This window comes from Streptomyces sp. NPDC088246, assembly GCF_044741025.1.
In the GTDB taxonomy this organism is placed as follows: Bacteria; Actinomycetota; Actinomycetes; order Streptomycetales; family Streptomycetaceae; genus Streptomyces.
Window position 1 is genome coordinate 217,440 of record NZ_JBIURV010000001.1, and the last position, 20,703, is coordinate 238,142.

Here is a 20,703-nt window from a genome sequence, read left to right on the forward strand (position 1 = left end):
CGCACTGGGCGGTTCACGTGTGTACGTGAACCGCCCAGTGCGTTGTCTGTGCGCCGCCAGGGACTCGAACCCCGGACCCGCTGATTAAGAGTCAGCTGCTCTAACCAACTGAGCTAGCGGCGCCTGCTGACTCGAAAATAATACCTGCTTCCGAGGGTGCTGATGACACTCGGGCAAACGGGACTCATCGGATCAAATCAATCCCTTCCGGCAAAATCGATCCTGTCCGGCAAAATCAAGCCCGTCCGGCGCTTGAGGACAAAGTCGTCCCGGGGGCACCCCGGTGGGCCTCGCCGAACCCTCACCCCTAGAGCGCCAGCGACAGAAGCACGGGCGCCGCCCGCCGATTCAGCGTGGCTGCCGCCTCGCGCAGGCGATGCGCATCCTCGACCGGCAGGGACAGTGCCAGGCGGCCCGCCGACGACCCGGCCGTCAGCGGTACCGCCGCGCACACCGTGCCGACCGCGTACTCCTGGAGGTCGAGCACCGGGACCGTCGCCGGCTGGCTGTCCAGCTTGGAGAAGAGCGCCTTCTCATTGGTGATCGTCCGCGATGTGAGCCGGGCCGTCTTGTGGCGCGAGAGGTGGTCGCGGCGGCCGTTCTGGTCGAGCTGGGCCAGCAGGCACTTGCCGACGGCCGAGGCGTGCGCGGAGGAGCGGAAGTCCACCCACTCGTTGACCGCGGGGGTGTGGGGGCCGTCGGCGTACTGCGTGACGCGGATCTCGCCGTCGACGTACCGGCTGATGTAGACCGCCGCACCGACCGAATCGCGCAGTTGTGCGAGCATCTGCTGGAGCTTGGTCTCCAGGGCCTGTCTGCGGGCCGAGCCGGAGCCGAGGAGCAGCAGCGACGAGCCGATGACATACGCGCCGTCGGTGACCTGCTCGACGTATCCCTCGCGGCGCAGCATCAGCAGCAAAGAGGTGAGATGCCCCATGGGCAGTCCCGTCTCCTGGGAGATCTGGGTGTCCGGCACGCCGTTGCCGTGCTTGGAGACCGTTTCGAGAACACGGAGGGCGTACTGCACCGAATGGAACGGTGCGGTCGGTTCGGGCTTCAACGTCACGGTTTCCCCCCACCAGGTTGTGACCGCAAGCTCTGCCCTCACGATAGCCGCCAAGAGCCCTTTCCGGGGCGGCTGTTGGCGACTTGATGGGGCGCCCCGACGCCGTAAGCTGGGGCGCGCCCGTCTGGCATATGCCAGGGTCATTGGCGTACGAAGAAGTGGCGAGGTCACAGCACTGCGGTGAGGAACTCGCGTGTGCGTTCGTGTGCGGGATCCGTGAAGATTTTTTCCGGCGATCCCGACTCGATCACGCGTCCAGCATCGAACATCAGTACAGTCTCCGAGACGTTCCGGGCGAAGTTCATCTCGTGGGTCACGCAGAGCATGGTGATGTCGGTGTTCCTGGCGATGTCGCTCAGCGGCTCCAGCACGCCCGCCACCAGTCATGGTTCGCAATCTTCTGGAGCGGTCGAACAGTCCGGACAGGAGGTGCGCCTGCCCGATCACGCACCTCTGCAGGAAGAGGCCTCCTGTGATCGAAGGGTGACCGGAGTGCGACGGCCGGTGCGCAGCGCGTATTTCCCTGCGTGAAACTCGCGATGACCGACCGTCATGCGGAGCTGTCCGTGACGGGCAGGTGAAGTGGCCGACCGGCCCGGCCCGTCGAGGTCACTCGCTCCGGTCCCGGACGGGTACGTACCCGCGCTGCTTGTCCACCACGTTCGGCAAGGGCTCCCCGGCCGACCAGAGTTCGTACATCTCCACGAACTGCTCGCCCAGCCGGTCCCGCCAGCCCGCCGTGTCGCCGCTCATGTGCGGCGACACGATCAGATCAGGTACGGCCCAGAGCGGGCTCTGCGGCCCCAGCGGCTCCTGCTCGAACACATCGAGCGCCGCACCCGCGATCCAGCGCTTGCGCAGTGCGGCGACCAGATCGTCCTCGACGACCATCGGGCCGCGCCCCACGTTGATGAATCGGGCCGACGGCTGCATCAGCCCGAAGAACCGCGCGTCGAACATGCCGCGGGTCGACTCCGTCAGCGGCGCCGCGCAGATCACCCAGTCGGCCATGGAGGCCAGTCGATCCAGCTCTGCCACGCCGTGGATGGTGCGCCGCGCCCGGCGTCCCACGAGCGCCACCTGGACCCCGAGGGCGATCAGCAGCCGGGTGATCTCCCGCCCGATCGGGCCCGCGCCGACGACCACCGCACGGCTGCCCGCGACCTGAGCGCTCTCCCTGTGGCGCCACAGCCGCCGGTGCTGGAGTTCCAGCGTGCCCGGGAGATCCTTGGCGAACGCCAGCACCAGACCCGTCACATACTCGGCGATCGGCCGCTCGAAGATGCCCCGCGCATTGGTCACCACCGTGTCGGAGGCCGCCAGCGCCGGGCAGAGCAGCCGGTCCACGCCGGCGCTCGCCGTATGCACCCATGCCGGGCGCGGTCCGTCACCGGGCCAGGCGGCCCGTACCGCGTCGGAGGTGAAGTCCCACACCAGCAGTACGTCGGCCTCCGGGAGCTGTGCGGCGAGCCCGGCCTCGTCCGTATAGCGGACGGCGGCCCGGCCGGTCAGGCGGCCGAGACGCGGCGACGGGTCGGTGTCCAGGACGAGCAGGGTGGGCTCTGACATGAGAGACGGTCGCTCCGCTGCGTCTGTGAGGTGCGGTTCGACCACGCTCGCACCCGCGCCCGGCTTCGTCAACACGTCGCAGTGGGGGTGGCGACGGATGGGGGAATACTGGGGGAGAGGCGGGCGAAAACGGTCACGGGTAGGGCTACCCGTGACCCGTCCGGCCCCCGAATACCCGTCCAGGCACCCGCCGGAACAGGAAGGGTGGACATGACGACCCTCGGTTTTCTCTACCCGGGCCACCACTACGCGGAGGACGACTTCCCGCGGATGGAGATCCTGCTCGACGCCGTCAGACTGGTCGTGAACCACACCGACGTCGACGAGGACGCCTACGGGATCGACGCGCTGGTACGGACCGGCACGCCCGAACGCCTGGCCGCCGGGGTGGCGGAGCTGCAGCGCGCCGGTGTCGAGTCCGTCGTGTGGGTGAGCAGCGGCGGCAGCTTCCTGTACGGCTGGGAGGGCGCCCATGAACAGACCGCCGCCCTGGCCCGGGCAGCCGGTGTGCCCGCCTCCAGCACCTCCTTCGGCTTCGTCCATGCGGTACGGGAGCTGGGTGCCGACCGCGTCGCCGTCGCCGCGACCTACCCCGAGCACATCGCCGCACTGTTCACCACCTTTCTCCGGTCCGCGGGCATCGAGGTGGCCGCCACTCACGCCGCCTCTCTCTCCTGCGCCGCCGAGGCCGCCGCCTGGGACCTGGACCAGGTGAAGGAACTCGTCACGGCCGCGGACCGCCCGGAGGCCGAGGTGATGCTGCTGCCCGACACGGCGCTGCACACCGTCTCGCACGTGGCGGAGCTGGAGAAACTCCTCGGCAAGCCGGTCCTCACCGGGAACCAGGTGACGGTCCGGGAGGGGCTGCGGCTGGCGGACCGCCGGTCCTGGTCCCCGAGGCTCGGCAAGATCTTTGCCGAGCGCGAGGCGCCCCCGGCCCCGGTGGCCACATGGGGCGCGGGCCGGGAGCGCGCGCACAGCGGGAAGAAGGGGTGGCCGGGAAAGCAGACCCACCCCGGCTGGTGAGCCAAGGGACGGGCAGCGGGCCGGGGGAATAAACGGAGACCACCTCCTGTTGTGCCCTTCCGGACGTATGAGCCGGACGTAGGCGCAACACCGGAGAGGCCAGGACGTGGACGAGATTCGAGGCGACGAGATCCGTGGCAAGACGGAGGGGACGGCCACCGTTCCGCTCTCCGTGCTGGACCTGGTGACCGTGGGCCAGGGCCGCACCGCCACACAGGCGCTGCGTACGAGCGTGGACATCGCGCAGCTCGCCGAGCGCCGCGGATTCCATCGCTACTGGGTAGCCGAACACCACTCCATGCCCGGCGTCGCCTCCTCCTCACCCGCCGTGATCCTGGCCCACCTCGCCGCACACACCGAACGCATCAGGCTCGGCTCCGGCGGCGTGATGCTGCCCAACCACGCACCGCTCGTCATCGCCGAACAGTTCGGCACCCTGGAGGCCATGGCCCCCGGCCGCATCGACCTCGGTCTCGGGCGCGCCCCGGGCACCGACGGCGCGACTGCGGCCGCCCTGCGCCGCACGGACCGGCTGGGCGAAGGCGCCGAAGACTTCCCGCAGCAGCTCGCCGAGCTGACCCGGTTCCTGGACGACGACTTCCCCGACGGCCACCCCTACGCCCGTATCCACGCGGTTCCCGGCCCGGTCCAGGCCACCGCCGAGGGCGGGGTCCAGTCCCCTGCCCGCCCGCCGATCTGGCTGCTCGGCTCCTCCGGCTTCAGCGCCCGGCTGGCCGGCGTACTCGGCCTGCCGTTCGCCTTCGCCCACCACTTCTCGGCCCAGAACACGGTGCCGGCCCTCGACCTGTACCGGGAGTCGTTCCGGCCGTCCGCGGCGCTCGACGCCCCGTACGCCCTGATCGGGGTCTCGGCCCTGGCCGCCGACGACGAGCGCGAGGCCCGCCGTCAGGTGCTCTCCGGCGCCCTGTCCATGGTCCGCCTGCGCACCGGGCGCCCCGGCCTGGTCCCGACACCCGAGGAGGCGGAGGCGTACGCCTTCAGCCCCATGGAGCGGGAGTTCGTCGACAGCTGGCTGGTCAACATCGTCCACGGCACGGCGGACGAGGTCCGTACGGGCCTCGATGACCTGGCCAAGCGCACCGGCGCCGACGAACTGATGATCACCGCCAACGCCCATGGCGGCGAGGCCCGGCTGCGCAGCTACGAACTGATCGCGGACGCGTACGGGCTGCCGACGGCCTGACACCGGCAGCCGTGGTTCAGACAGTCAGCCTTCCGCCGCCGATCAGCTCGGCGATCCGCTCCGGGGCCACCGCGCGTGAGTACAACCAGCCCTGCCCGGTGTCGCAGCCGATCCTGCGCAGCCGTTCCGCCTGGCCTGCCGTCTCCACGCACTCCGCGGTGACGGTCAGGCCCAGGCGGTGCGCCAGTTCCACCATCGCCTCGACGATCGTCTCGTCGGCGGGGCTCGGGCGGTCGCCGTCGTCGTGGCGGAAGCCGCGTACGAACGATCCGTCCAGCTTCAGTACGGAGACCGGCAGCCGGCTCAGATAGGCAAGGTTCGAGTAGCCGGTCCCGAAGTCGTCGATGGCGATCCGTACGCCCATTTCGCTGAGCGACTGGAGGGCCTGGAGCGGGCGGCCCGCCGAGCCCATCACGGCGGACTCGGTCAGCTCCAGCTGCAGCAGTCCGGGATCGAGGCCGGTCTCGGCGAGGATCTCCGCGACATCGGTGACCAGGTCGGAGTCCCAGACCTGCCGTACGGCGACATTGACGCTGATGAACAGCGGCGGTTCGGCCGGGTGGTCGAGCTGCCAGCGCCGGGCCTGGCGGCAGGCGGACTGCAGCACCCACCGGCCGAGCTGGACGATCGAGCCGTCCTCCTCGGCGATCGCGACGAACCGATTCGGCGAGAGCATGCCGAACTGCGGGTGGTTCCAGCGGACCAGCGCCTCCACCCCGCGTACGACTCCGTCGGCCATGCCGACCAGCGGCTGGTACTCGATGGTGAACTCACCGCGTTCGACGGCGGGCCGCAGATTGGAGGAGAGCGTCTGCCGGGTCATCCGGTGGGCGTTGCGCTCCGGGTCGAAGACCGTCCAGCGGGCCCTGCCGTCCGCCTTCGCCCAGTACAGCGTGGTGTCGGCGGCCTGCATCAGACCGGTCGCCGAGGTGCCGGCCACGGCCCGTTCCACCACTCCGATCGAGGCCGATACGGAGAGCCGCTGCCCGCCCAGATCGAAGGGCTTCTGCAGCGCGGCGAGGACCGTGCGGGCCAGGTCGGTGAGCTGCTGCGTACCGGTGGAGTCCTCGACCAGGATCGCGAACTCGTCGCCGCCCAGGCGCGCCACGAGATGTGAACCGGGGCGGTGCGGGCCGTCCTGGGCGGCACAGTCGGTGAGCCGTGCGGCGACGGCGGCGAGCAGCCGGTCGCCGATCCGATGGCCCATCGTGTCGTTGACGGCCTTGAAGCCGTCGAGATCGAGATAGCAGAGCCCGATACGGCCGTGTCCGGGGATGCTGTCGTCCTGGTACGGCGGGATCTCCAGGGCGGCCGAGAGCCGTTCGAAGAACAACGTCCGGTTGGGCAGCCGGGTCACCGGGTCGTGCATCTGGAGGTGGCGCAGCCGCTTCTGCAGCTCACGCCGGTCGCTGATGTCCGCGACGGAGAGCAGCACCCGGCCGGGCCCGGGGCCGTCGGCCCTGCCGGCCTCCGGTTCGGGCATCGGTACCACGGTGATCTCGGCCCACATCGAGCGCCCGTCGGGATGCTTGAGACTGCGGGTGCAGCGGAACCGTGAGCGCCGGCGGTGCAGCACCTCGCGGTACGCGTGCCAGGTGCGGCCATCCGCCACGAGGTCGAGCAGATCGGCTGCGGACTGTGTGGTCAGTGCCGCGGCGGGGAAGCCGAGGAGGCCGCCGAGGGCGTCGTTGGCGGCGACGACCAGGCCCTCGTGGTCGATGACGGCCATCGGGAGCGTGGCGGCCCGGAAGGCGGCCCGGTAGCCGTGCGGCTCGGATCCTGCGGCTCCGGCAGGGGACCACAGAGGGTGACGCTCCGTGACCGAAGGTCCTGCGGAATGGGGGGGTGTGCCCACCGCGGGCCTCGGCCCTTCGGAGGTTCCGCTCACCGTTCGCTCCCGCCGTGCAGTTCTGTCCTGAACAGGTGTGGCCGGACTGGCCCGCCGCGCGGGGCGCCGTTGTCGGAGGCGGAAACCACGCGGGAAAGCCTGGTGAAGCATAGAGGTTGGTGCGTCGGCCGTTCCAGCGCCCGACCCCTCTGCGCCCCGCGTTCGCCCCACTTGGGTCAGTTGCGCGCCGATCCGGTTTGCCCGCGATTGATGGTTCCTGAGCGATTCCGTTCCCTTGCGATGTCCGGGTGATCGATTGTGACCGTCCGTGAGGGTGAATTCCGCGGCTGGCTGCTGACTCGACTGGGGCAGCTCAACAGGACGAAAGCCTCGAATCATCACAGGGTGGGTGGGTGACCGCATCTCGCACCCGGAGGTAGATGTGCCGCGTCAGCACGGAACCGGGGGAGTGGAGAGGCTGAGCCTGCGAGGTGCGGTCGCGGCTGTGACCTCCCTGCTGGCGCTCGCTGCCACCTCCCTCGTCGCCGGGCCCGCCGTGGCGGCCACCGGTGAAGCGGGTCCGTGTGCACTGCCCCGGACCGAGGCGCACCACTCGCTCGGCGTGGGGGGCTGGAACGACGCCTACCCCCGCCCCGACCACTCCCTCGACGCGGTCATGGTCTTTCTCTCCTTCCCGGACCATCGCCCCACCAGTACCCCCAAGGAACTCACCGCCGACTACTTCCCCGCCACCACCCAGTTCTTCCAGCGCGCCTCGTACGGGAAGTTCACCCTGCGCCCGCACCCGCTGCGCCAGTGGATCCAGATGCCCAAGGCGTCCGACTGGTACGGCATACAGCGGGACTGGAACAACGAGCGGCGCAGCACCTATCTGCGCGACGCCATCGCCGTGGCGGATCCGAAGGTCGACTTCTCCCGGTTCAGCATCGTCTACCTGGTCGCCGACCCGGACGCCCCGGGCGTCGACTCCGACGCCACCAAGGTCGTCAACTTCGACCAGCCGCTGCACGCCGACGGCACGGACATCCGACGCGTCGTCACCGTCTTCGAACAGCACCCGCCGGACCACAATGTGCTGGCCCACGAGACCGGGCACGTCTTCGACCTGCCCGACCTCTACCACCGGCCGTCCGACAGCAAGGGCGACTGGGACACCTATGTCGGCGACTGGGACGTGATGGGCAGTCAGTTCGGTCTCGCACCGGACTTCCTCGGCTGGCACAAGTGGAAGCTGGGCTGGCTGGACCGCAGACAGGTGGTGTGCGTCCAGCGCAGCCAGGACATCACCCTGGAGTCGATCGCCGCCGCGCCCGCGCCCGGGGCCTCCATCGGCACCCGGCTCGCGGTGATCAGGACCGGTGAGGGCAGCGCCGTGGCCATCGAGGCGCGCAGCGCCACCGGCAACGACCGGACGACCTGCACCGAAGGCGTCCTGCTCTACCGGGTGCGCAACGCAACCCCGTCCGGCGGTGGCCCGGTCGAGGTCATCGACACCCACCCCCACACCGACGCCTGCTGGGACCTGTCCGTCTACGCGCCGCTCGCGGACGCCCCGCTGCGGGTCGGCGAGACGTACAGCATCCCCGGCGCGCACGCCAGGGTCGAGGTCGCCGGCCGGACACCGTCGGGCGCCTGGACGGTCCGGATCACCACGGGAACGTAGGCTCCTGTGAACACGAAAAGGCCCCCTCGCTTTCGCGAGGAGGCCTCCTCCGTCTGTGCGCCGCCAGGGACTCGAACCCCGGACCCGCTGATTAAGAGTCAGCTGCTCTAACCAACTGAGCTAGCGGCGCCTGCTGACGTCGTAGACATTAGCATCCTGATCGGCGGGAGGAAAAATCGAATTCCTGGCCGCCGACGAGGGCGTCGACCTGGTCACCCGTACGCAGGCCCAGAGCAGTACGTCCGGCCCCGGCAGCCAGGGGCTGCGGGTGTCGGGGGCTACCACCCAGCGCGGCCCGGGGGTGGAGGAGGCGCAGGTCAGGGGCGGTACGGTCACCGCATCCCCGATGCCGTGGCAGAGCAGCGGCGGGACCTTGCCGCCGACGCCGTCCCGCCCCTGCGCGCCCCTGCCGGTCCGCGGTTCGTGGCCGCCGCCCCACTCCTCCCAGTCGAGCAGTGACGGCAGCCGCTGGGCGGTGCCGGGGGAGGCGAAGAGCAGCATCCGTCCGCGGTGAGTGGCGACGGGGCCGGAGCCCGGGCCGTCCGCCCACAGGTGTTGCAGCATCCGGCGCCCGAAGAGGGTGGGCACATTCACCACGTCGAAGGCCGAACCGCACGGCAGCACCCCGGGCGAGGAGGGGTGGGCCTCCCACTGTGCCAGCGTGCTGCGCGGATAGGCCGCGGCGCCGGCGAGCCAGGCGGCGCCGGCCGTCGTGACCTGAGCCGTCTGATTCGCGGCCCGGTCCCGCAGGAGAGCGAAGACGTCGGCGCCGTGGTGGGGGCCGTCGCCGTGATGCAGGGGCGTTTCGTCTGGCAGCCATGCGCTCATGCGCCCATGTCTACCGGGAGTGATCAAATGGATTCCGAGAGTTGCCGGAAACCGGGACAGGTTGGGGTGGGGAGGAGTATCTTGCGCTCGGGCATATGCCACTGGTTGTACCCGGTGTCAGGGCCTGGCGTGGAGGGGTGGTCCGGATGGATCGGTGCGATGGCGGGCCGGGGCCGGTGGCAGGCCCGGTGGGACCGGCGCGCCGGTCGCGTCGGGGCCGTTACGGCAGTCAGGGCGTGGAGCCGCCCAGCAGGCTCCGGCCGAACTCGACCATCTTCTTGGCATAGTCCTCGGTCCACTCCGCACGCTGCGCGATGTCCGCGGTCGTCAGCCGGTCGAACCGGCGCGGATCGGCGAGCTGGGCGGCGGCGATCGCCTGGAACTCGACCGCACGGTCGGCCGCGGCACGGAACGCCAGGGTCAGCTCGGTGGCGCGGGACAGCATCTCCTTCGGATCGTCCATCGACTCCAGGTCGAAGAAGTGCTCAGGATCGGCGACTGCCGCCGACGGCTCGAAGAGCAGGGGCGCGGGGCGCAGCCGCTGCCGCTCGTTCCGCTCGGGTTGTGGCATGTGGTGTTTCCTCCTTCGGTGGGCCCGACGGCCACCCTCCATTGTCCAACGTCGCGCAAGGGGGCTACGCGGCTACCCGGAAACGGGGCTGCGACCCGCCGGGACCGGGCGCCCTCACGCCTTCCACCGCACCCGGTGCTCGCCCAGATGCGCCAGCACCGTGTGGTTCGCCTCCCAGCCGTCCGGGAACTTCACCGTGACCCCCAGCTGCACCGGCTCCGTCGACGGGTGCTCGTCCAGCAGCTCCGCGACGCCCGCCCGGCACACCACGATGCACGCATGCCGGTGGCGCGAGGCCAGGACGCACAGTCGGCCCGTCTCCAGATGGAACGCCGTGGCGTCCGGGCGGCCGGACAGCGGGTGCAGGACCACCGTCACATCGAATTCGCGGCCCTGGAGCCGGTTCGCCGTGTCCACCGCCACGCCCGTCACACCCAGCTCGGCGAGCGCCGCCCGTACCGCCGCCGCCTGGTCGCGATGGGCGGTGCCGACCGCGACCCGGTCCGCCGTCACCGGGACCGGATCGGGGGAGCGTTCGCTCGTCGCCGCACCGCCCCGGTCGAGCAGCCGGCGGACGACCAGAGCCACCGCCCGTACCGCCTCCGGGTCGGTGCGCGGGGTGTGCCGGGCCGGGAGTTCGAGCAGGCCCCAGCCGGATTCCGCGGCCTCGTCCAGTACCCGGTCCGGCGCCGAGCCGTCCGACGCGACGCCGAACGAAAGCCGCCGGTCCCCGTGGTCCGTACCGCTGCGGAAGGGGGTGTACGGGTAGAACGCGTCCGAGACGAGCGGCGCGGCGGAGGCGGGCAGCCGCCACGACACCGGAAGCCGGTGCTGCGGCAGCCCGGGATTGTGCGCGAGCAACGTGGAGACCGCGCTCGCGGACGGGTCGTACGACAGCCCCGCCCACTGGTCCGCGCCGACGATCGAGAACGGGTCCAACTGGCCCGGATCGCCGACGAACAGCGCCCGTTCGAAGAGGCCCGCGACGGCCAGCAGCGCATCCGAACGCATCTGGTACGCCTCGTCGACGATCGCGTGCCCCCACGGCTCGACGTTCTTCACATGCGCCCACTTGGCGGCCGTCGAGATGACGACATCGAGTCCGGCGAGATCCGACGCCTTGGCCGACTTCCGTACATTGGCCAGGCCGTCCAGCACCTTGTCGTACGGGTCGGAGTCATTGCTGTGCAACCGCCCGACCGGCAGCCCCGGGTCCTTCTCGGCCAGCCGCACCACCAGGTCGTCGACCTGGGCATTGGTCTGCGCGACCACCATCAACGGGTGCCCGGCCGCCGCGAGTTCGAGTGCGGCACGCACCACGAGAGTCGACTTGCCCGCGCCCGGCGGGGAGTCCACCACGATGCCGCGCGACGTACCGCTCAGGGTGTCGGCGAGGATCGCGTCGGTCGCCCGCGCGGCCTGGGCGCCCGGGTCGAATACGGCAGTCACAGGAGGTCCTCCGCGGTCATGGGATCGGGGCTCTCGGCCTGCCCGGCAGTGGCGCCCGGCGGGCCGCCGTGCGTCCAGGGCGTCTCCTCGGGGTCCGGCAGCTTCGGGCCGCCGCGCTGATCGTGCTCGAACAGCGTCCAGGCGATCCGGTCGCCCGGCTCGGGCACCGAACCCGGGGCCGGCTCCTTGCTCCGGCCCATCCGGTCGGTGATCCGCAGCACCAGCAGGGGCGCGTTCCCGTCCTCCGGCTCCGTGGCGTACTCCACGAACTCGGCGGTCTGCGGCTTGCCGTCCAGCGAGCGGTACACCTTGGTGCGCTCCCCGAGATGCGGGCGCTCGTCCGTGCGGACCGTGACCAGCGGGCGGGGGGACGGGCGCTTCGACTCGCTGTACGCCATCACCACCTCCGTCACGTCGCCGACGAACGCCTCACCGGCCAGCCGCCGCCCGGCCAGCACCAGCGGATCGTCCAGCGCCTCCTGCGCCTCCAGCTGGGCCTGCGCCGTCTCGCGCGAGGCCAGCTTCTGCGCGGCCGTCACCGCGTCGTCCCGGCGAGGCTGCGGCGGCTCGCCGGACCGCACACGGTCCCGGTGACCGGTGAACGACCAGCGGTCCCTCGTCCAGCGGTCCTCGGCCCGAGACCCCTCGGGCAGTTCCTTCAGCAGATCGAGCCCCCGCCACACCGCGTCCCAGGTCGGCCTCATCACGCCGGCCAGCAACGCCCTGATGTCCCGCTCGGCGGCGGTCAGTTCGGCGAGCCGGGCATCGGCCGCCAGACCGTCCTCGGCCGCTGCGAGGGAGGTGCGCGCCCGGTCGTACTTCTCGATGGCGGGCGCCAGCAGCCGGTTGTCGAACGCGGGGTCCGTGGCCGGACCGGCCGGCGGGCACAGCAGCTGCCCTTCGCCGTCCCGCTCCAGCTCCGCACGGAGCGCAGACCGCGCCCCGGACTCGCCCGCCGGGGCGGCGATCCAGGCCAGCAGCGCGCCCAGATGCTGATCCTCCAGGCTGCTCTGACCGGTCGCCCAGTGCCGGTTCAACAGATCGGTCGTGGCCAGCAGCAGCGAGGAGCCCGGCACCCTGGCCCGCTCCCCGTAGTGCGTCAGCCAGCGGCCCAGCAGCGGGACACGGGCAGGCGCCGGGTACGGGGTGTCGGGATCGTCCTCGGCCGTGCGCCTGAACCGCATGGAGCGGCCGAGCAGCCGTACGAAATCGATGCCCGCCCGGCTCGGCACGATCAACTGCGCTGCGTCCGCGCACAGTTCGACCTCGACCTTGACCTTCTTCCCGGTCTCCGGATCGGTCTCATTGCGCTCGGCGGGCTCGACGACAGCCTCGTACGCCTCGATGTGCGGCAGCACCGCCTCGGCCAGCTCGGCGAGGAACGCGAACCGCAGATCCCGGTCGCGCGGCTGCGAAACCGCCAGCAGCCGGGGCGCCTCCCGGTCGGTCCCGACGAGCGCGCCCAACGGGGCGCCCGCCTCACCGGCGGTGGTCAGCGGCACCAGGACGAGCGGCCGGTCGGTGAGATGGCGGTGCAGGACCGTCGTCATCGGCTGCGCCCGGCCGCTCTCCACGGCCTCCAGCCGGGCCAGGGTGCTGATCAGCGACATGCCGCACTGCCCTCCAGCGCCTCGGCACGCAGCGCCGCCGCACGCCGCAGGGCCACGACCGTCGGATCCGCCGGGTCGCCCTCCTTGCCCGCGGCGGCGGCCAGTACCGCCCCCACCGTCGTCAGCCCACCGAGCTCACCCCGCACGCTCCGCCCCAGCGCCTCCACGGCACCGGCCGAGCGGGCCTTCGCCCGGCAGTGGAAGGCCAGTTCACAAGCGGCCAGGCACTCCGGGGCATACGCCGCGCCGACGGACTCGACCGCGGCGTCGAGCTGCTGCGGGGAGCACTCCGGATCGAAGGTGGTGCCCTCGGGCAGGGCCGCCGCGATGTCCTCGATCCGGGTCAGCCTGGCCAGCTGGCGCCGGGTGACCGCACGCTGCTTGCGTACGTCGACGACCGAGGCGGTGGGCAGATTGGAGAAGTCCTTCGGGCAGACCAGCAGCACCCGGTGGCCGACCTCCGCGCCCTCGGTCAGCTCCGCGATCCGCTCCAGCGCCAGTACGTAGACGGCGGACTGCCGGGCGGCCGCACCGACCTTCGCCGCGTCGGCGGAACCGTCGACCATGGGAAAGGACTTGATCTCGACGACCGTCCAGGTGCCGTCGGGGTGCACCGCGACAGCGTCCGGCTCCAGATAGGTGGGGGAGCCCGCCACCTCCAGGGCCAGCATCGGGTGGTCCAGCAGTGCCCAGCCGCCTGCCTCGGTCGCCTCCCGCAGCGCCAGCGCCGTACGCGCCGCGCGGCCTTCGGGACCGGCCGCGGCCAGATCGGGCACCAGGACCTCACGCGGCGAATCGGCGCCGCCGCCGAGGCGCTCGTGGAGCAGCCGCATCAGCTCCGTACCGCCGTCGGCCTTGACCTTGGCCTCGAAGGCGTTGCCCCGGACGAGAGCGAACTGCGACTGGCCGAAGGGGGCCGGTGAACCGAGCGCCGTGGCCAGCGCGGCCTTGTCCACCCCGGCGCCGTCCAGCAGGGCGCGGCGCCGGCAGCCGGGGTTGGCGGCGAGGGCGGCCAGCGCGCGGGCATCCAGCGGACGCGGTGCGACAGCCGGGCCCCGCAGCTCAGCGAGCCGCTGCCGGAGTGTCGCCCCCCGCTGTCCCCGCGCCTGCGGGGGCAGCGGCGTCGGCCCGGGGTGCGCGACCGGTCGAGGCGTCTGCGTCGGCCGATGCTGCGGCATGGGTGGAATCTGCGGAGGTGGTCCGCTGGCCAGGGATTCGCTCACCCGCCGAAGTCTTGCATCCGGCACTGACAATCGGGGACTTCGTGGTCCGGGCGAATCGCGGGAAGCGGGCTGTGACCCGGTCGGCGATACGCATCACCGGTCCGGCCAGCAGGGCTCCGACGCCCATCACGGCAGCGCCCGCGACCGCGTCGAGGAAGTAATGATTGGCCGTGCCCATCACCACGAACGTGGTGACCAGGGGGTACGCGATGCCCGCGGCCCGTACGAGCGGGTGGCGGCCGTGACGCCACAGCAGGATTCCGCACCAGAGCGCCCAGCCGACATGCAGGCTCGGCATCGCCGCGTACTGGTTCGTCATTCCGCTCATGCCGCGCGGGGCACTCGCCCCGTTGCCCCACCAGCCGTACGAGCTGTACTGCGCCATGGTGTCGACGAAGCCGTGCGTGGCGTCGAGCAGCCGGGGCGGGCAGGTCGGCAGCAGGGTGAAGCCGATCAGGCCGAGCAGTGTGGAGGTCATCAGCCAGGTGCGGGCCCTGCGGTACAAGGCCTCGCGGCGGCGGAAGAGCCAGACCAGGACGGCCGGGGTGACCAGATAGTGCAGGGACGCGTACACGAAGTCGGCGGGTATGCCTATCGAGGAGTGCGCGGTGAACAGCCGGTTGAGCGGATGTTCGAAGTTGATGTGGAGCGTCTTCTCCAGGTCCAGGATGCGCAGACCGTGGTCGACGGCCGTGGACACGTCGCCGCGCACCACCAGCCGGCCCGCCGAGTAGGCTGCGTACACCAGGGCCAGCAGCGGCAGCTCGGTCCACCAACGGGGCCGGGGGCGCGCCACGGGCGCGGTGCTGGCATGCTGCATCCGGAAGCTCTCCATCATGTGTTAATGCGACCGACGGCGGGCGTTCAACCGTACGGTGCAGGTCGGTCGCGATTCCCCCGGGGGTCCATGTCGGGTGCCCCGTGTGTGTACGGATTTCTCCGCGCAGGGAGTGACGCCGGTTCGGCCCCGGAGGTTGCCTCCCGAAGACGTGCGCGATGATGGGAAAACCGGACGATCCGTTCTGTCTCGATCTCCGGCCTCAGATCTCAGTCTCAGGGAGAGCCGTCATGGCACCGCGTATCCTGCTCGCCCGGCACGGCCAGACGGAATGGTCCGTCAAGGGCAATCACACAGGCAGGACGGACATCCCACTGCTCGACACCGGCCGTGCGGGCGCCAAGCTGCTCGGTGAGCGGCTGCACCGCAAGCCGTGGGCGGACCTGCCGGGCCTGGAAGTCCGCACCAGTCCGCTGCTGCGGGCCAAGGAGACCTGCGACATCGCGGGTTTCGGGGACCGGGCCGAGCCGTGGGACGCGCTGCTGGAGTGGGACTACGGGGCGTACGAGGGGATGACCCCGGCACAGATCAAGGCGATCCGTCCCGACTGGTTCATCTGGCGCGACGGAGTGCCGGAAGGGGAGACCCTGGCCGAGCTGTCCGCCCGCGCCGACGAGATCGTCGACTGGGCCCGCTCGGCCGACCGCGACGTCCTGGTCTTCGCCCACGGTCACATCCTGCGGGCGCTGGGGGCGCGGTGGCTGGGCGAGGACGTGTCGTTCGCGGCGCGCATCCGGCTCGATCCGACATCGCTGTCGGTGCTGGGGTGGGCGTACGGTGCGCCCGCGATGGAGCGCTGGAACGACACGGGCCACCTGGACCGGTAGTCCTGCCGCCCCCGGCAGCGGGGGCCCTCGATCGCCGGACGGGCTCGATCTTGCCGGCGCGCGCTGAAGGCCGGCCCGTCCGGTGACTGCGGACGGAACCGGTCACGTGGCGCGGGGCGTCCGGAATCCTGGCCGTTCGGCGAACCTTTATGCTTCCGCCGCGGAGACCTCCGCGTGCCGCTCGAGGAACCCCCGTACCTCCGCCGCACCCCGCTGCGGCGCCAGTACCCCGGCCGCCCCCGCCAGCATCGCCCGGATGCGGGACGACTGGACGCGGTCCAGCAGGTCCAGCACCTGGTGGCCCGCCGTCGCCGCCTCCGCGGCCCGGCCCGCCCGGGCCAGGTCTGTGGTCAGCTCGGCCCGGTACAGCGCCAGGTTCCGGGTGAAGTGCGGGTCCTGGAGCCGCGTCGCTCGCAGCGCATGGCGGGCTGCCCGCGACCAGTCGCCCAGCGCCGACCAGCACTGCGCCTCCAGCATCTCCAGTTCCGCCTCCCGGAAGAAGGTCATCCACTCCGGATCGGCGTCGGACGGACCGCGCTCGAACGCGGTGTGCGCCCGGCCGATCGCCCGTTCGCAGCCCGTACGGTCCCCGAGCCCCGCCCGGCCCCCCGCTTCCCGTAGCGCGAGCAGCGCCAGCAGCCGCGGCGAACCCAGCGGCTGCGCCGCCCGCTGCCCGGCCTCGGCGGCGCGTACGGACTCGCGGGGCCGCCCCGTGTCCCTGGCCAGGAACGACGCATTGCAGAACGCATGCGCCTCCAGCGCCGCGTCGCCCGCCAGCCGCGCCGTGGCCAGCGCCTCCGCATAGTGCGAGCGGGCGTCCTCGAACCGGCCCGAGTCATGGGCCAGCCAGCCCACCGAGATGGCCAGTTCGCCCGCCCCGGCATGCAGCCGGTCGGCCGTGGAGCGCTTGGTGGCGGTTGCGGAGTCGAGCAGCGCGTACGCCGCCCGCAGCGGATGGGACGCCCTGCGGTACAGGCCGTCACCGCCGTGCCGGTCGTCGAGCAGCCGGATCTGCCGTACTGCCTTCTCGACGGCGCTCACCTCGGCCTCGCCGACCCGGTGCCGGTCGGGCAGGGCGGCGGCGGACGCGCCGTCGAGGCCGAGGCCCAGTGTTGCGGCTGCCATCGCGGTGGTGCCGCTCGTCATGAATACGCGACGCAGCACGTCGCTCTCCTCGTCGGTGTCGCTGTGGAGCGTGGGGGGCGGTGGGGTTTCGGCAGTGGTCCGTGCCCCCCGGCCGCGTACCGATTCGCGCGGTGAGAAGCCCAGGTCCGCCAGGGTGGCGCCGGGGAACATGTGCAGTAGGACCCGCTCGTACGCGTAGTTGGGACAGCGGATCTCGCCGGACTCCACGCGTCCGATGTACCGGGCGTCGCACGCGACCTGCTCGCCGATCTCGCGGGCGGACCTGCGTACCGCGGCAGCGAACTCCCCGGCGGAGCGCGGTCCGCGCAGCCGCCGGAAGGCGAGGTTGGGAACTGCCCCTGTCGACACCATGGCTGAGCCCTCTCTGGTGCAGCCGGGCTCCTGCTTCCGGTGTCCCGGCGGAGCAAGAACGTACCGGTTGTGACGGGCCACACACACAGCGTTTGCCTACAAAAGGGATATCTCGCCCGCGATCCGCCATGAACTGCCACCCTTTGCGGCGGCGTGGCACCGTAGCCCTTGACGCCGTCGGCGCGTTGGTCCACGTGGAGACGGAATCCGGCTCCGCCCGGCGATGAGAGGAGAGGTCCCTTGTTGCACATCGGCACGGAGACCGGCTCGCGGACGACTGCGACGACCACGGCCGCAACGGGTGCCACGGTGCCCACCGCGCCCACGGAGGACCACGGCGCCGTACCCTGCGACCTGGTGACCGTCCCGGCACGCCAGGGACTGGAGGCCGTGGACATCCTGCGCCGGGGCGCCGACCAGGAGGCCGTCGGCCCGGTCCTGCACGACGGCGCCTGCGACACCCTCGGCTTCCTGGTTCCCCCGGGGACCGCCGAGGCATGGGACGTACCGGGCAGCGCCTGTACGCGGACCGACGGCCGCGGGCTGCGCATCCCCGCCGAGCCGCCCGTCACCGGCAGTGGCTGGCTGCTGCCGCCCGAGGCGGACGCCCCGGTCACCGACCCGGCCGTGCTGCGGGCCGCTCTCGACCAGGCGGCCCGGCTGATCGAGGCGGCCGACAACTGCCGCTGACCGCAGGCTCCCGGCCCGCGCGCCCATAATGGGCCGGTGGCCGGGTCTCCCGGCGCGGCCGGTTCCGTACCGGCCCGGAGCGATGAGCAGTGAGCAGGCACGAGCAGCAGTGGCACGTCGAGGAGCGTCGAGCGCAGGCGCGGGCGCCCGTAAGCGGTCCGACCGCAAGGCCGACGGCAGGACCGAACGCGGGACCGGGCGCAGGACGGAACCCGTCGCCGAACCGGTGGACGGCGGTCTCGCCGAGCTGGTGCCCGACCGGGAGCGTCCGCACGCCTGGACGCTGACGCTCGACGGAGCCCCCCAGTCCCATGTGGACCTCGACGACCCCACGTATCTGTCCTTCGAGTACCAACGCAGGATCGGCCACATCGCCGACCTCGTCGCACCCCCTGGGCAGCCCCTGCACGTGGTGCACCTGGGCGGCGGCGCCTTCACGCTCGCCCGCTACATCGCCGCGACCCGGCCCCGCTCCACCCAGCAGGTCGTCGAGGTGGACGCCGCGCTCGTCCAACTGGTCCGCCGGGAGCTGCCGCTGGACCCACAGGCCAGGATCCGGGTCCGGGCCACCGATGCCCGCGCCGGACTCGGGAAGATCCAGGACGGCTGGGCGGATCTCGTCATCGCCGATGTCTTCAGCGGGGCCCGTACCCCCGCACACCTCACCAGCACCGAGTTTCTCGCCGAGGTGCGCCGGGTCCTGAAGCCCGGCGGGAGTTACGTGGCCAACCTCGCGGACGGCCCGCCGCTGACCCATCTGCGCGGCCAGGTCGCCACCGCGGCCACGGTCTTTCCCGAACTGGCGCTCGCCGCCGACCCGACCGTGTGGCGCGGCCGCCGCTTCGGCAACGCCGTGCTGCTCGCCTCGGATCTGCCGCTGAAGGTCGCGGAGCTGACCCGCCGGGTCGCGACCGACCCGCACCCCGGACGCGTCGAACACGGGCGGGCGCTGGCCGACTTCACCGGCGGCGCGGCGGCGGTGAGCGACGCGGACGCCAGGCCTTCACCGGCGCCACCGCCGTCGGCCTTCGGGTGAGCCGCCGGCACGAAGCCGGCGTGCCCCCACCCGAACTTCTAACCGCTTCGGACAGGACACGCCTGGAGCGCCCGGCTACACGATCTCGACCCGTGGCGGATGGTCGTTCCAGGCGCAGAAGACCGACACCACCCGCCGTCGTCGTGGTTGAAGTTCCCCCGGATCCACATCGAGTTCGTCCAGACCCGCATCGGCCAGCCCTGTGCCGGTGTCGCTGAGACTCTCCACCCCTGTGGTGATCCTTTCGGGAAGGGGTGGGGTAGGGGTTCAAACCGCCATCGGTGCCGCCGTGACCCCCATGAGCAGCGAATAGAGCGTGTCGTTCGCCGTGATGAAGAGACGGTTCCTCTTCGGGCCGCCGAAGCGGATATTGGAGACCGTGTTGGGCACCAGGATGCGGCCGAGTAGGGTCCCGTCCGGGGCGTAGCAGTGCACTCCGTCGTCCATGGCCGCGGCCCAGAGGTGGCCCCGGTCGTCAAAGCGGATGTTGTCGAAGCGGCCCTCCTCGGTCCCTTCGGTGAAAACCTTGCCCTCGGAGAGGGTGCCGTCCGGGCGTACCTCGAAGACACGGATCAGGTTGGCCCGGGTGTCGGAGACGTACAGCTCGCTCTCGTCAGCTGAGAAGACCAGGCCGTTGGGGGCGCCGAAGCCGTCGGCCGCGAGCCGCACCTCGCCGGTGTCCGGGGCGATTCGGTAGACGTTGTTGGCGCCGATCTCGCTCTCGGCGCGGTGGCCCTCGTAGTCGCTGGTGATCCCGAAGTCCGGGTCCGAGAACCAGATCGAGCCGTCGGACTTCACGGCCGCATCGTTCGGGCTGTTGAGCCGCTTGCCCCGGTAGCGGTCGGCGAGCACGGTGACCGAGCCGTCGTGCTCGGTGCGGGTGACCCGGCGGTTGCCCTGCTCACACGTGATCAGACGGCCCTGGCGGTCCAAGGTGTTGCCGTTGGAGTGCCCCGCGGGCGAGCGGAAGACGCTGACCGCCCCGGTCGTCTCGTCCCAGCGCAGCATCCGGTCGTTCGGGATGTCACTCCAGATCAGCTGGCGCCAGGCCGGTATGTACAGCGGCCCCTCCGCCCAGCGGGAGCCCACGTGGAGCGTCTCCAGTTGCAGATCACCCACGGTGCACTTCTCGGTACGGAACCTGTCGTCGAGCACTTCGCACAGCGCGGGGCGGCCAGTGGCCATGTCCGTTCTCCTTCAGTCGTTCTGCGCTCCAATTTCTGAACAACATACTGCTGAAGTTGAGTATTGCGGGATGTCATATAGTGAATCACCGTCATTGGGTGGAGCTGGTTTGGAGGAGGGTGTCATGGATGATGTGGACCGGAAGTTGCTGAACCTGCTGCAGGAGGACGCCACGCAGGCGTACGCCGCCCTGGGCAAGGCCGTCGGGCTCTCCGCGGGTGCGGCCCATGAGCGGGTGCGCAAGCTGCGCGAGTCGGGGGTGATCCGCCGCACGGCGGTCGAGGTGGACCCCGCCGCCGTCGGCGGCGGGGTGCTGGCCTTCGTCATGGTCGACTCGTCGGCCTGGATGGGCGACTCCGGCAAGTGCTTCGCCGCGATCCCCGAGTTGCAGGAGGCCCACATCATCGCGGGCAGCGCATCGGTCCTGGTGAAGGTCAGGACCGGGACGACCGAGCAACTCCAGGACGTACTGAGGCGGTTGTACGAGATCGAGGGCGTCAGCGGGACCCAGGCGACGGTGGCCCTGGAGACGTTCTTCGAGAGACCGGTGTCGACGGGAGTCTGAAGCACCC

The 20,703-nt window shown here is 71.3% G+C and carries 19 protein-coding genes, 2 tRNA genes and 1 pseudogene; 7 read left to right on the forward strand and 15 right to left on the reverse strand.

Annotation, left to right across the window (positions count from 1 at the left end; genetic code table 11):
- Positions 1-49: 49 nt before the first annotated feature.
- The 4 genes and pseudogenes from ACIPEK_RS01005 to ACIPEK_RS01020 all read right to left on the reverse strand — a co-directional run bounded on the left by ACIPEK_RS01005 (position 50) and on the right by ACIPEK_RS01020 (position 2,635).
- Positions 50-123 (reverse strand) — tRNA-Lys (locus tag ACIPEK_RS01005).
- 184 nt (positions 124-307) lie between these two features.
- Positions 308-1,066, reverse strand: a complete 759-nt coding sequence (locus tag ACIPEK_RS01010; protein WP_401989518.1) for an IclR family transcriptional regulator — start codon at positions 1,064-1,066, stop codon at positions 308-310.
- A 167-nt stretch (positions 1,067-1,233) separates the two neighbouring features.
- Positions 1,234-1,449, reverse strand: a pseudogene (locus tag ACIPEK_RS01015) (L-cystine ABC transporter ATP-binding protein YecC); the annotation flags it as partial.
- A gap of 226 nt (positions 1,450-1,675) precedes the next feature.
- The gene (locus ACIPEK_RS01020) at positions 1,676-2,635 is read right to left on the reverse strand and encodes a D-2-hydroxyacid dehydrogenase (protein ID WP_401989519.1); all 960 of its coding nucleotides are present in this window, start codon (positions 2,633-2,635) and stop codon (positions 1,676-1,678) included.
- A gap of 210 nt (positions 2,636-2,845) precedes the next feature.
- Between ACIPEK_RS01020 and ACIPEK_RS01025 the strand changes: the two genes are divergently transcribed.
- Positions 2,846-3,661, forward strand: coding sequence for a decarboxylase (locus tag ACIPEK_RS01025; RefSeq protein WP_383069176.1), 816 nt, complete (start codon positions 2,846-2,848; stop codon positions 3,659-3,661).
- 106 nt (positions 3,662-3,767) lie between these two features.
- Entirely contained in the window at positions 3,768-4,865 is a 1,098-nt protein-coding gene (locus tag ACIPEK_RS01030) for an LLM class flavin-dependent oxidoreductase (protein WP_383069174.1), read from the forward strand.
- Positions 4,866-4,881: 16 nt separating this feature from the next.
- On the opposite strand, the gene ACIPEK_RS01035 is transcribed toward ACIPEK_RS01030, so the two are convergent.
- Entirely contained in the window at positions 4,882-6,753 is a 1,872-nt protein-coding gene (locus tag ACIPEK_RS01035; protein ID WP_401989520.1) for a putative bifunctional diguanylate cyclase/phosphodiesterase, read from the reverse strand.
- A gap of 409 nt (positions 6,754-7,162) precedes the next feature.
- On the opposite strand from ACIPEK_RS01035, the gene ACIPEK_RS01040 reads away from it, so the two are divergent.
- On the forward strand, positions 7,163-8,377 hold the full coding sequence (locus ACIPEK_RS01040; RefSeq protein ID WP_401989521.1) for a M6 family metalloprotease domain-containing protein: 1,215 nt from the start codon (positions 7,163-7,165) through the stop codon (positions 8,375-8,377).
- A gap of 56 nt (positions 8,378-8,433) precedes the next feature.
- Here the strand turns inward: ACIPEK_RS01040 and ACIPEK_RS01045 are convergent.
- The 7 genes from ACIPEK_RS01045 to ACIPEK_RS01075 all read right to left on the reverse strand — a co-directional run bounded on the left by ACIPEK_RS01045 (position 8,434) and on the right by ACIPEK_RS01075 (position 14,878).
- Positions 8,434-8,507 (reverse strand) — tRNA-Lys (locus ACIPEK_RS01045).
- Positions 8,498-9,205: a hypothetical protein gene (locus tag ACIPEK_RS01050; RefSeq protein WP_401989522.1), complete on the reverse strand. Its 708-nt coding sequence runs from the start codon at positions 9,203-9,205 to the stop codon at positions 8,498-8,500. Before ACIPEK_RS01050 ends, ACIPEK_RS01045 begins: the two co-directional genes overlap by 10 nt.
- A gap of 229 nt (positions 9,206-9,434) precedes the next feature.
- Positions 9,435-9,776, reverse strand: a complete 342-nt coding sequence (locus tag ACIPEK_RS01055) for a hypothetical protein (RefSeq protein WP_383069166.1) — start codon at positions 9,774-9,776, stop codon at positions 9,435-9,437.
- A gap of 114 nt (positions 9,777-9,890) precedes the next feature.
- On the reverse strand, positions 9,891-11,225 hold the full coding sequence (locus ACIPEK_RS01060) for an AAA domain-containing protein (RefSeq protein WP_401989523.1): 1,335 nt from the start codon (positions 11,223-11,225) through the stop codon (positions 9,891-9,893).
- A complete protein-coding gene (locus tag ACIPEK_RS01065) occupies positions 11,222-12,835 on the reverse strand; it encodes a hypothetical protein (protein ID WP_401989524.1) in 1,614 nt (537 codons plus the stop codon). Before ACIPEK_RS01065 ends, ACIPEK_RS01060 begins: the two co-directional genes overlap by 4 nt.
- Positions 12,826-14,013: a hypothetical protein gene (locus tag ACIPEK_RS01070; RefSeq protein ID WP_401989525.1), complete on the reverse strand. Its 1,188-nt coding sequence runs from the start codon at positions 14,011-14,013 to the stop codon at positions 12,826-12,828. Before ACIPEK_RS01070 ends, ACIPEK_RS01065 begins: the two co-directional genes overlap by 10 nt.
- Positions 13,898-14,878, reverse strand: coding sequence for a phosphatase PAP2 family protein (locus ACIPEK_RS01075; protein ID WP_401989526.1), 981 nt, complete (start codon positions 14,876-14,878; stop codon positions 13,898-13,900). Before ACIPEK_RS01075 ends, ACIPEK_RS01070 begins: the two co-directional genes overlap by 116 nt.
- A 248-nt stretch (positions 14,879-15,126) precedes the next feature.
- Here ACIPEK_RS01075 and ACIPEK_RS01080 point away from each other — a divergent pair, with 248 nt between their 5' ends.
- Positions 15,127-15,723, forward strand: coding sequence for a histidine phosphatase family protein (locus tag ACIPEK_RS01080; protein WP_383069156.1), 597 nt, complete (start codon positions 15,127-15,129; stop codon positions 15,721-15,723).
- A 147-nt stretch (positions 15,724-15,870) separates the two neighbouring features.
- Here ACIPEK_RS01080 and ACIPEK_RS01085 read toward each other — a convergent pair whose 3' ends face one another.
- Positions 15,871-17,220, reverse strand: coding sequence for a tetratricopeptide repeat protein (locus ACIPEK_RS01085; RefSeq protein WP_401989527.1), 1,350 nt, complete (start codon positions 17,218-17,220; stop codon positions 15,871-15,873).
- Positions 17,221-17,460: 240 nt separating this feature from the next.
- Here ACIPEK_RS01085 and ACIPEK_RS01090 point away from each other — a divergent pair, with 240 nt between their 5' ends.
- Together ACIPEK_RS01090 and ACIPEK_RS01095 are read left to right on the forward strand one after the other, a co-directional pair.
- The gene (locus ACIPEK_RS01090) at positions 17,461-17,910 is read left to right on the forward strand and encodes a hypothetical protein (RefSeq protein ID WP_401989528.1); all 450 of its coding nucleotides are present in this window, start codon (positions 17,461-17,463) and stop codon (positions 17,908-17,910) included.
- Between the two features lie 109 nt (positions 17,911-18,019).
- Positions 18,020-18,946 carry a spermidine synthase gene (locus ACIPEK_RS01095; protein WP_383069353.1) on the forward strand — a complete coding sequence of 309 codons (927 nt, stop codon included), beginning with the start codon at positions 18,020-18,022 and terminating at the stop codon, positions 18,944-18,946.
- Between the two features lie 75 nt (positions 18,947-19,021).
- On the opposite strand, the gene ACIPEK_RS01100 is transcribed toward ACIPEK_RS01095, so the two are convergent.
- Both ACIPEK_RS01100 and ACIPEK_RS01105 read right to left on the reverse strand, forming a co-directional pair.
- A complete protein-coding gene (locus tag ACIPEK_RS01100) occupies positions 19,022-19,174 on the reverse strand; it encodes a hypothetical protein (RefSeq protein ID WP_401989529.1) in 153 nt (50 codons plus the stop codon).
- A 39-nt stretch (positions 19,175-19,213) separates the two neighbouring features.
- Positions 19,214-20,131, reverse strand: a complete 918-nt coding sequence (locus ACIPEK_RS01105) for an SMP-30/gluconolactonase/LRE family protein (protein WP_401989530.1) — start codon at positions 20,129-20,131, stop codon at positions 19,214-19,216.
- Positions 20,132-20,255: 124 nt separating this feature from the next.
- Between ACIPEK_RS01105 and ACIPEK_RS01110 the strand changes: the two genes are divergently transcribed.
- Entirely contained in the window at positions 20,256-20,696 is a 441-nt protein-coding gene (locus tag ACIPEK_RS01110; RefSeq protein ID WP_401989531.1) for an Lrp/AsnC family transcriptional regulator, read from the forward strand.
- The last annotated feature ends 7 nt before the right edge of the window (positions 20,697-20,703 follow it).

What these genes read in the sequence shown, in the direction of transcription:
- ACIPEK_RS01020 (WP_401989519.1), bottom strand. Translation starts at nt 2,635, where the DNA reads ATGTCAGAGCCCACCCTGCTCGTCCTGGACACCGACCCGTCGCCGCGT.
- ACIPEK_RS01025 (WP_383069176.1), top strand. Translation starts at nt 2,846, where the DNA reads ATGACGACCCTCGGTTTTCTCTACCCGGGCCACCACTACGCGGAGGAC.
- ACIPEK_RS01050 (WP_401989522.1), bottom strand. Translation starts at nt 9,205, where the DNA reads ATGAGCGCATGGCTGCCAGACGAAACGCCCCTGCATCACGGCGACGGC.
- ACIPEK_RS01055 (WP_383069166.1), bottom strand. Translation starts at nt 9,776, where the DNA reads ATGCCACAACCCGAGCGGAACGAGCGGCAGCGGCTGCGCCCCGCGCCC.
- ACIPEK_RS01065 (WP_401989524.1), bottom strand. Translation starts at nt 12,835, where the DNA reads ATGTCGCTGATCAGCACCCTGGCCCGGCTGGAGGCCGTGGAGAGCGGC.
- ACIPEK_RS01070 (WP_401989525.1), bottom strand. Translation starts at nt 14,013, where the DNA reads ATGCCGCAGCATCGGCCGACGCAGACGCCTCGACCGGTCGCGCACCCC.
- ACIPEK_RS01075 (WP_401989526.1), bottom strand. Translation starts at nt 14,878, where the DNA reads ATGCAGCATGCCAGCACCGCGCCCGTGGCGCGCCCCCGGCCCCGTTGG.
- ACIPEK_RS01080 (WP_383069156.1), top strand. Translation starts at nt 15,127, where the DNA reads ATGGCACCGCGTATCCTGCTCGCCCGGCACGGCCAGACGGAATGGTCC.
- ACIPEK_RS01085 (WP_401989527.1), bottom strand. Translation starts at nt 17,220, where the DNA reads ATGGTGTCGACAGGGGCAGTTCCCAACCTCGCCTTCCGGCGGCTGCGC.
- ACIPEK_RS01105 (WP_401989530.1), bottom strand. Translation starts at nt 20,131, where the DNA reads ATGGCCACTGGCCGCCCCGCGCTGTGCGAAGTGCTCGACGACAGGTTC.
- ACIPEK_RS01110 (WP_401989531.1), top strand. Translation starts at nt 20,256, where the DNA reads ATGGATGATGTGGACCGGAAGTTGCTGAACCTGCTGCAGGAGGACGCC.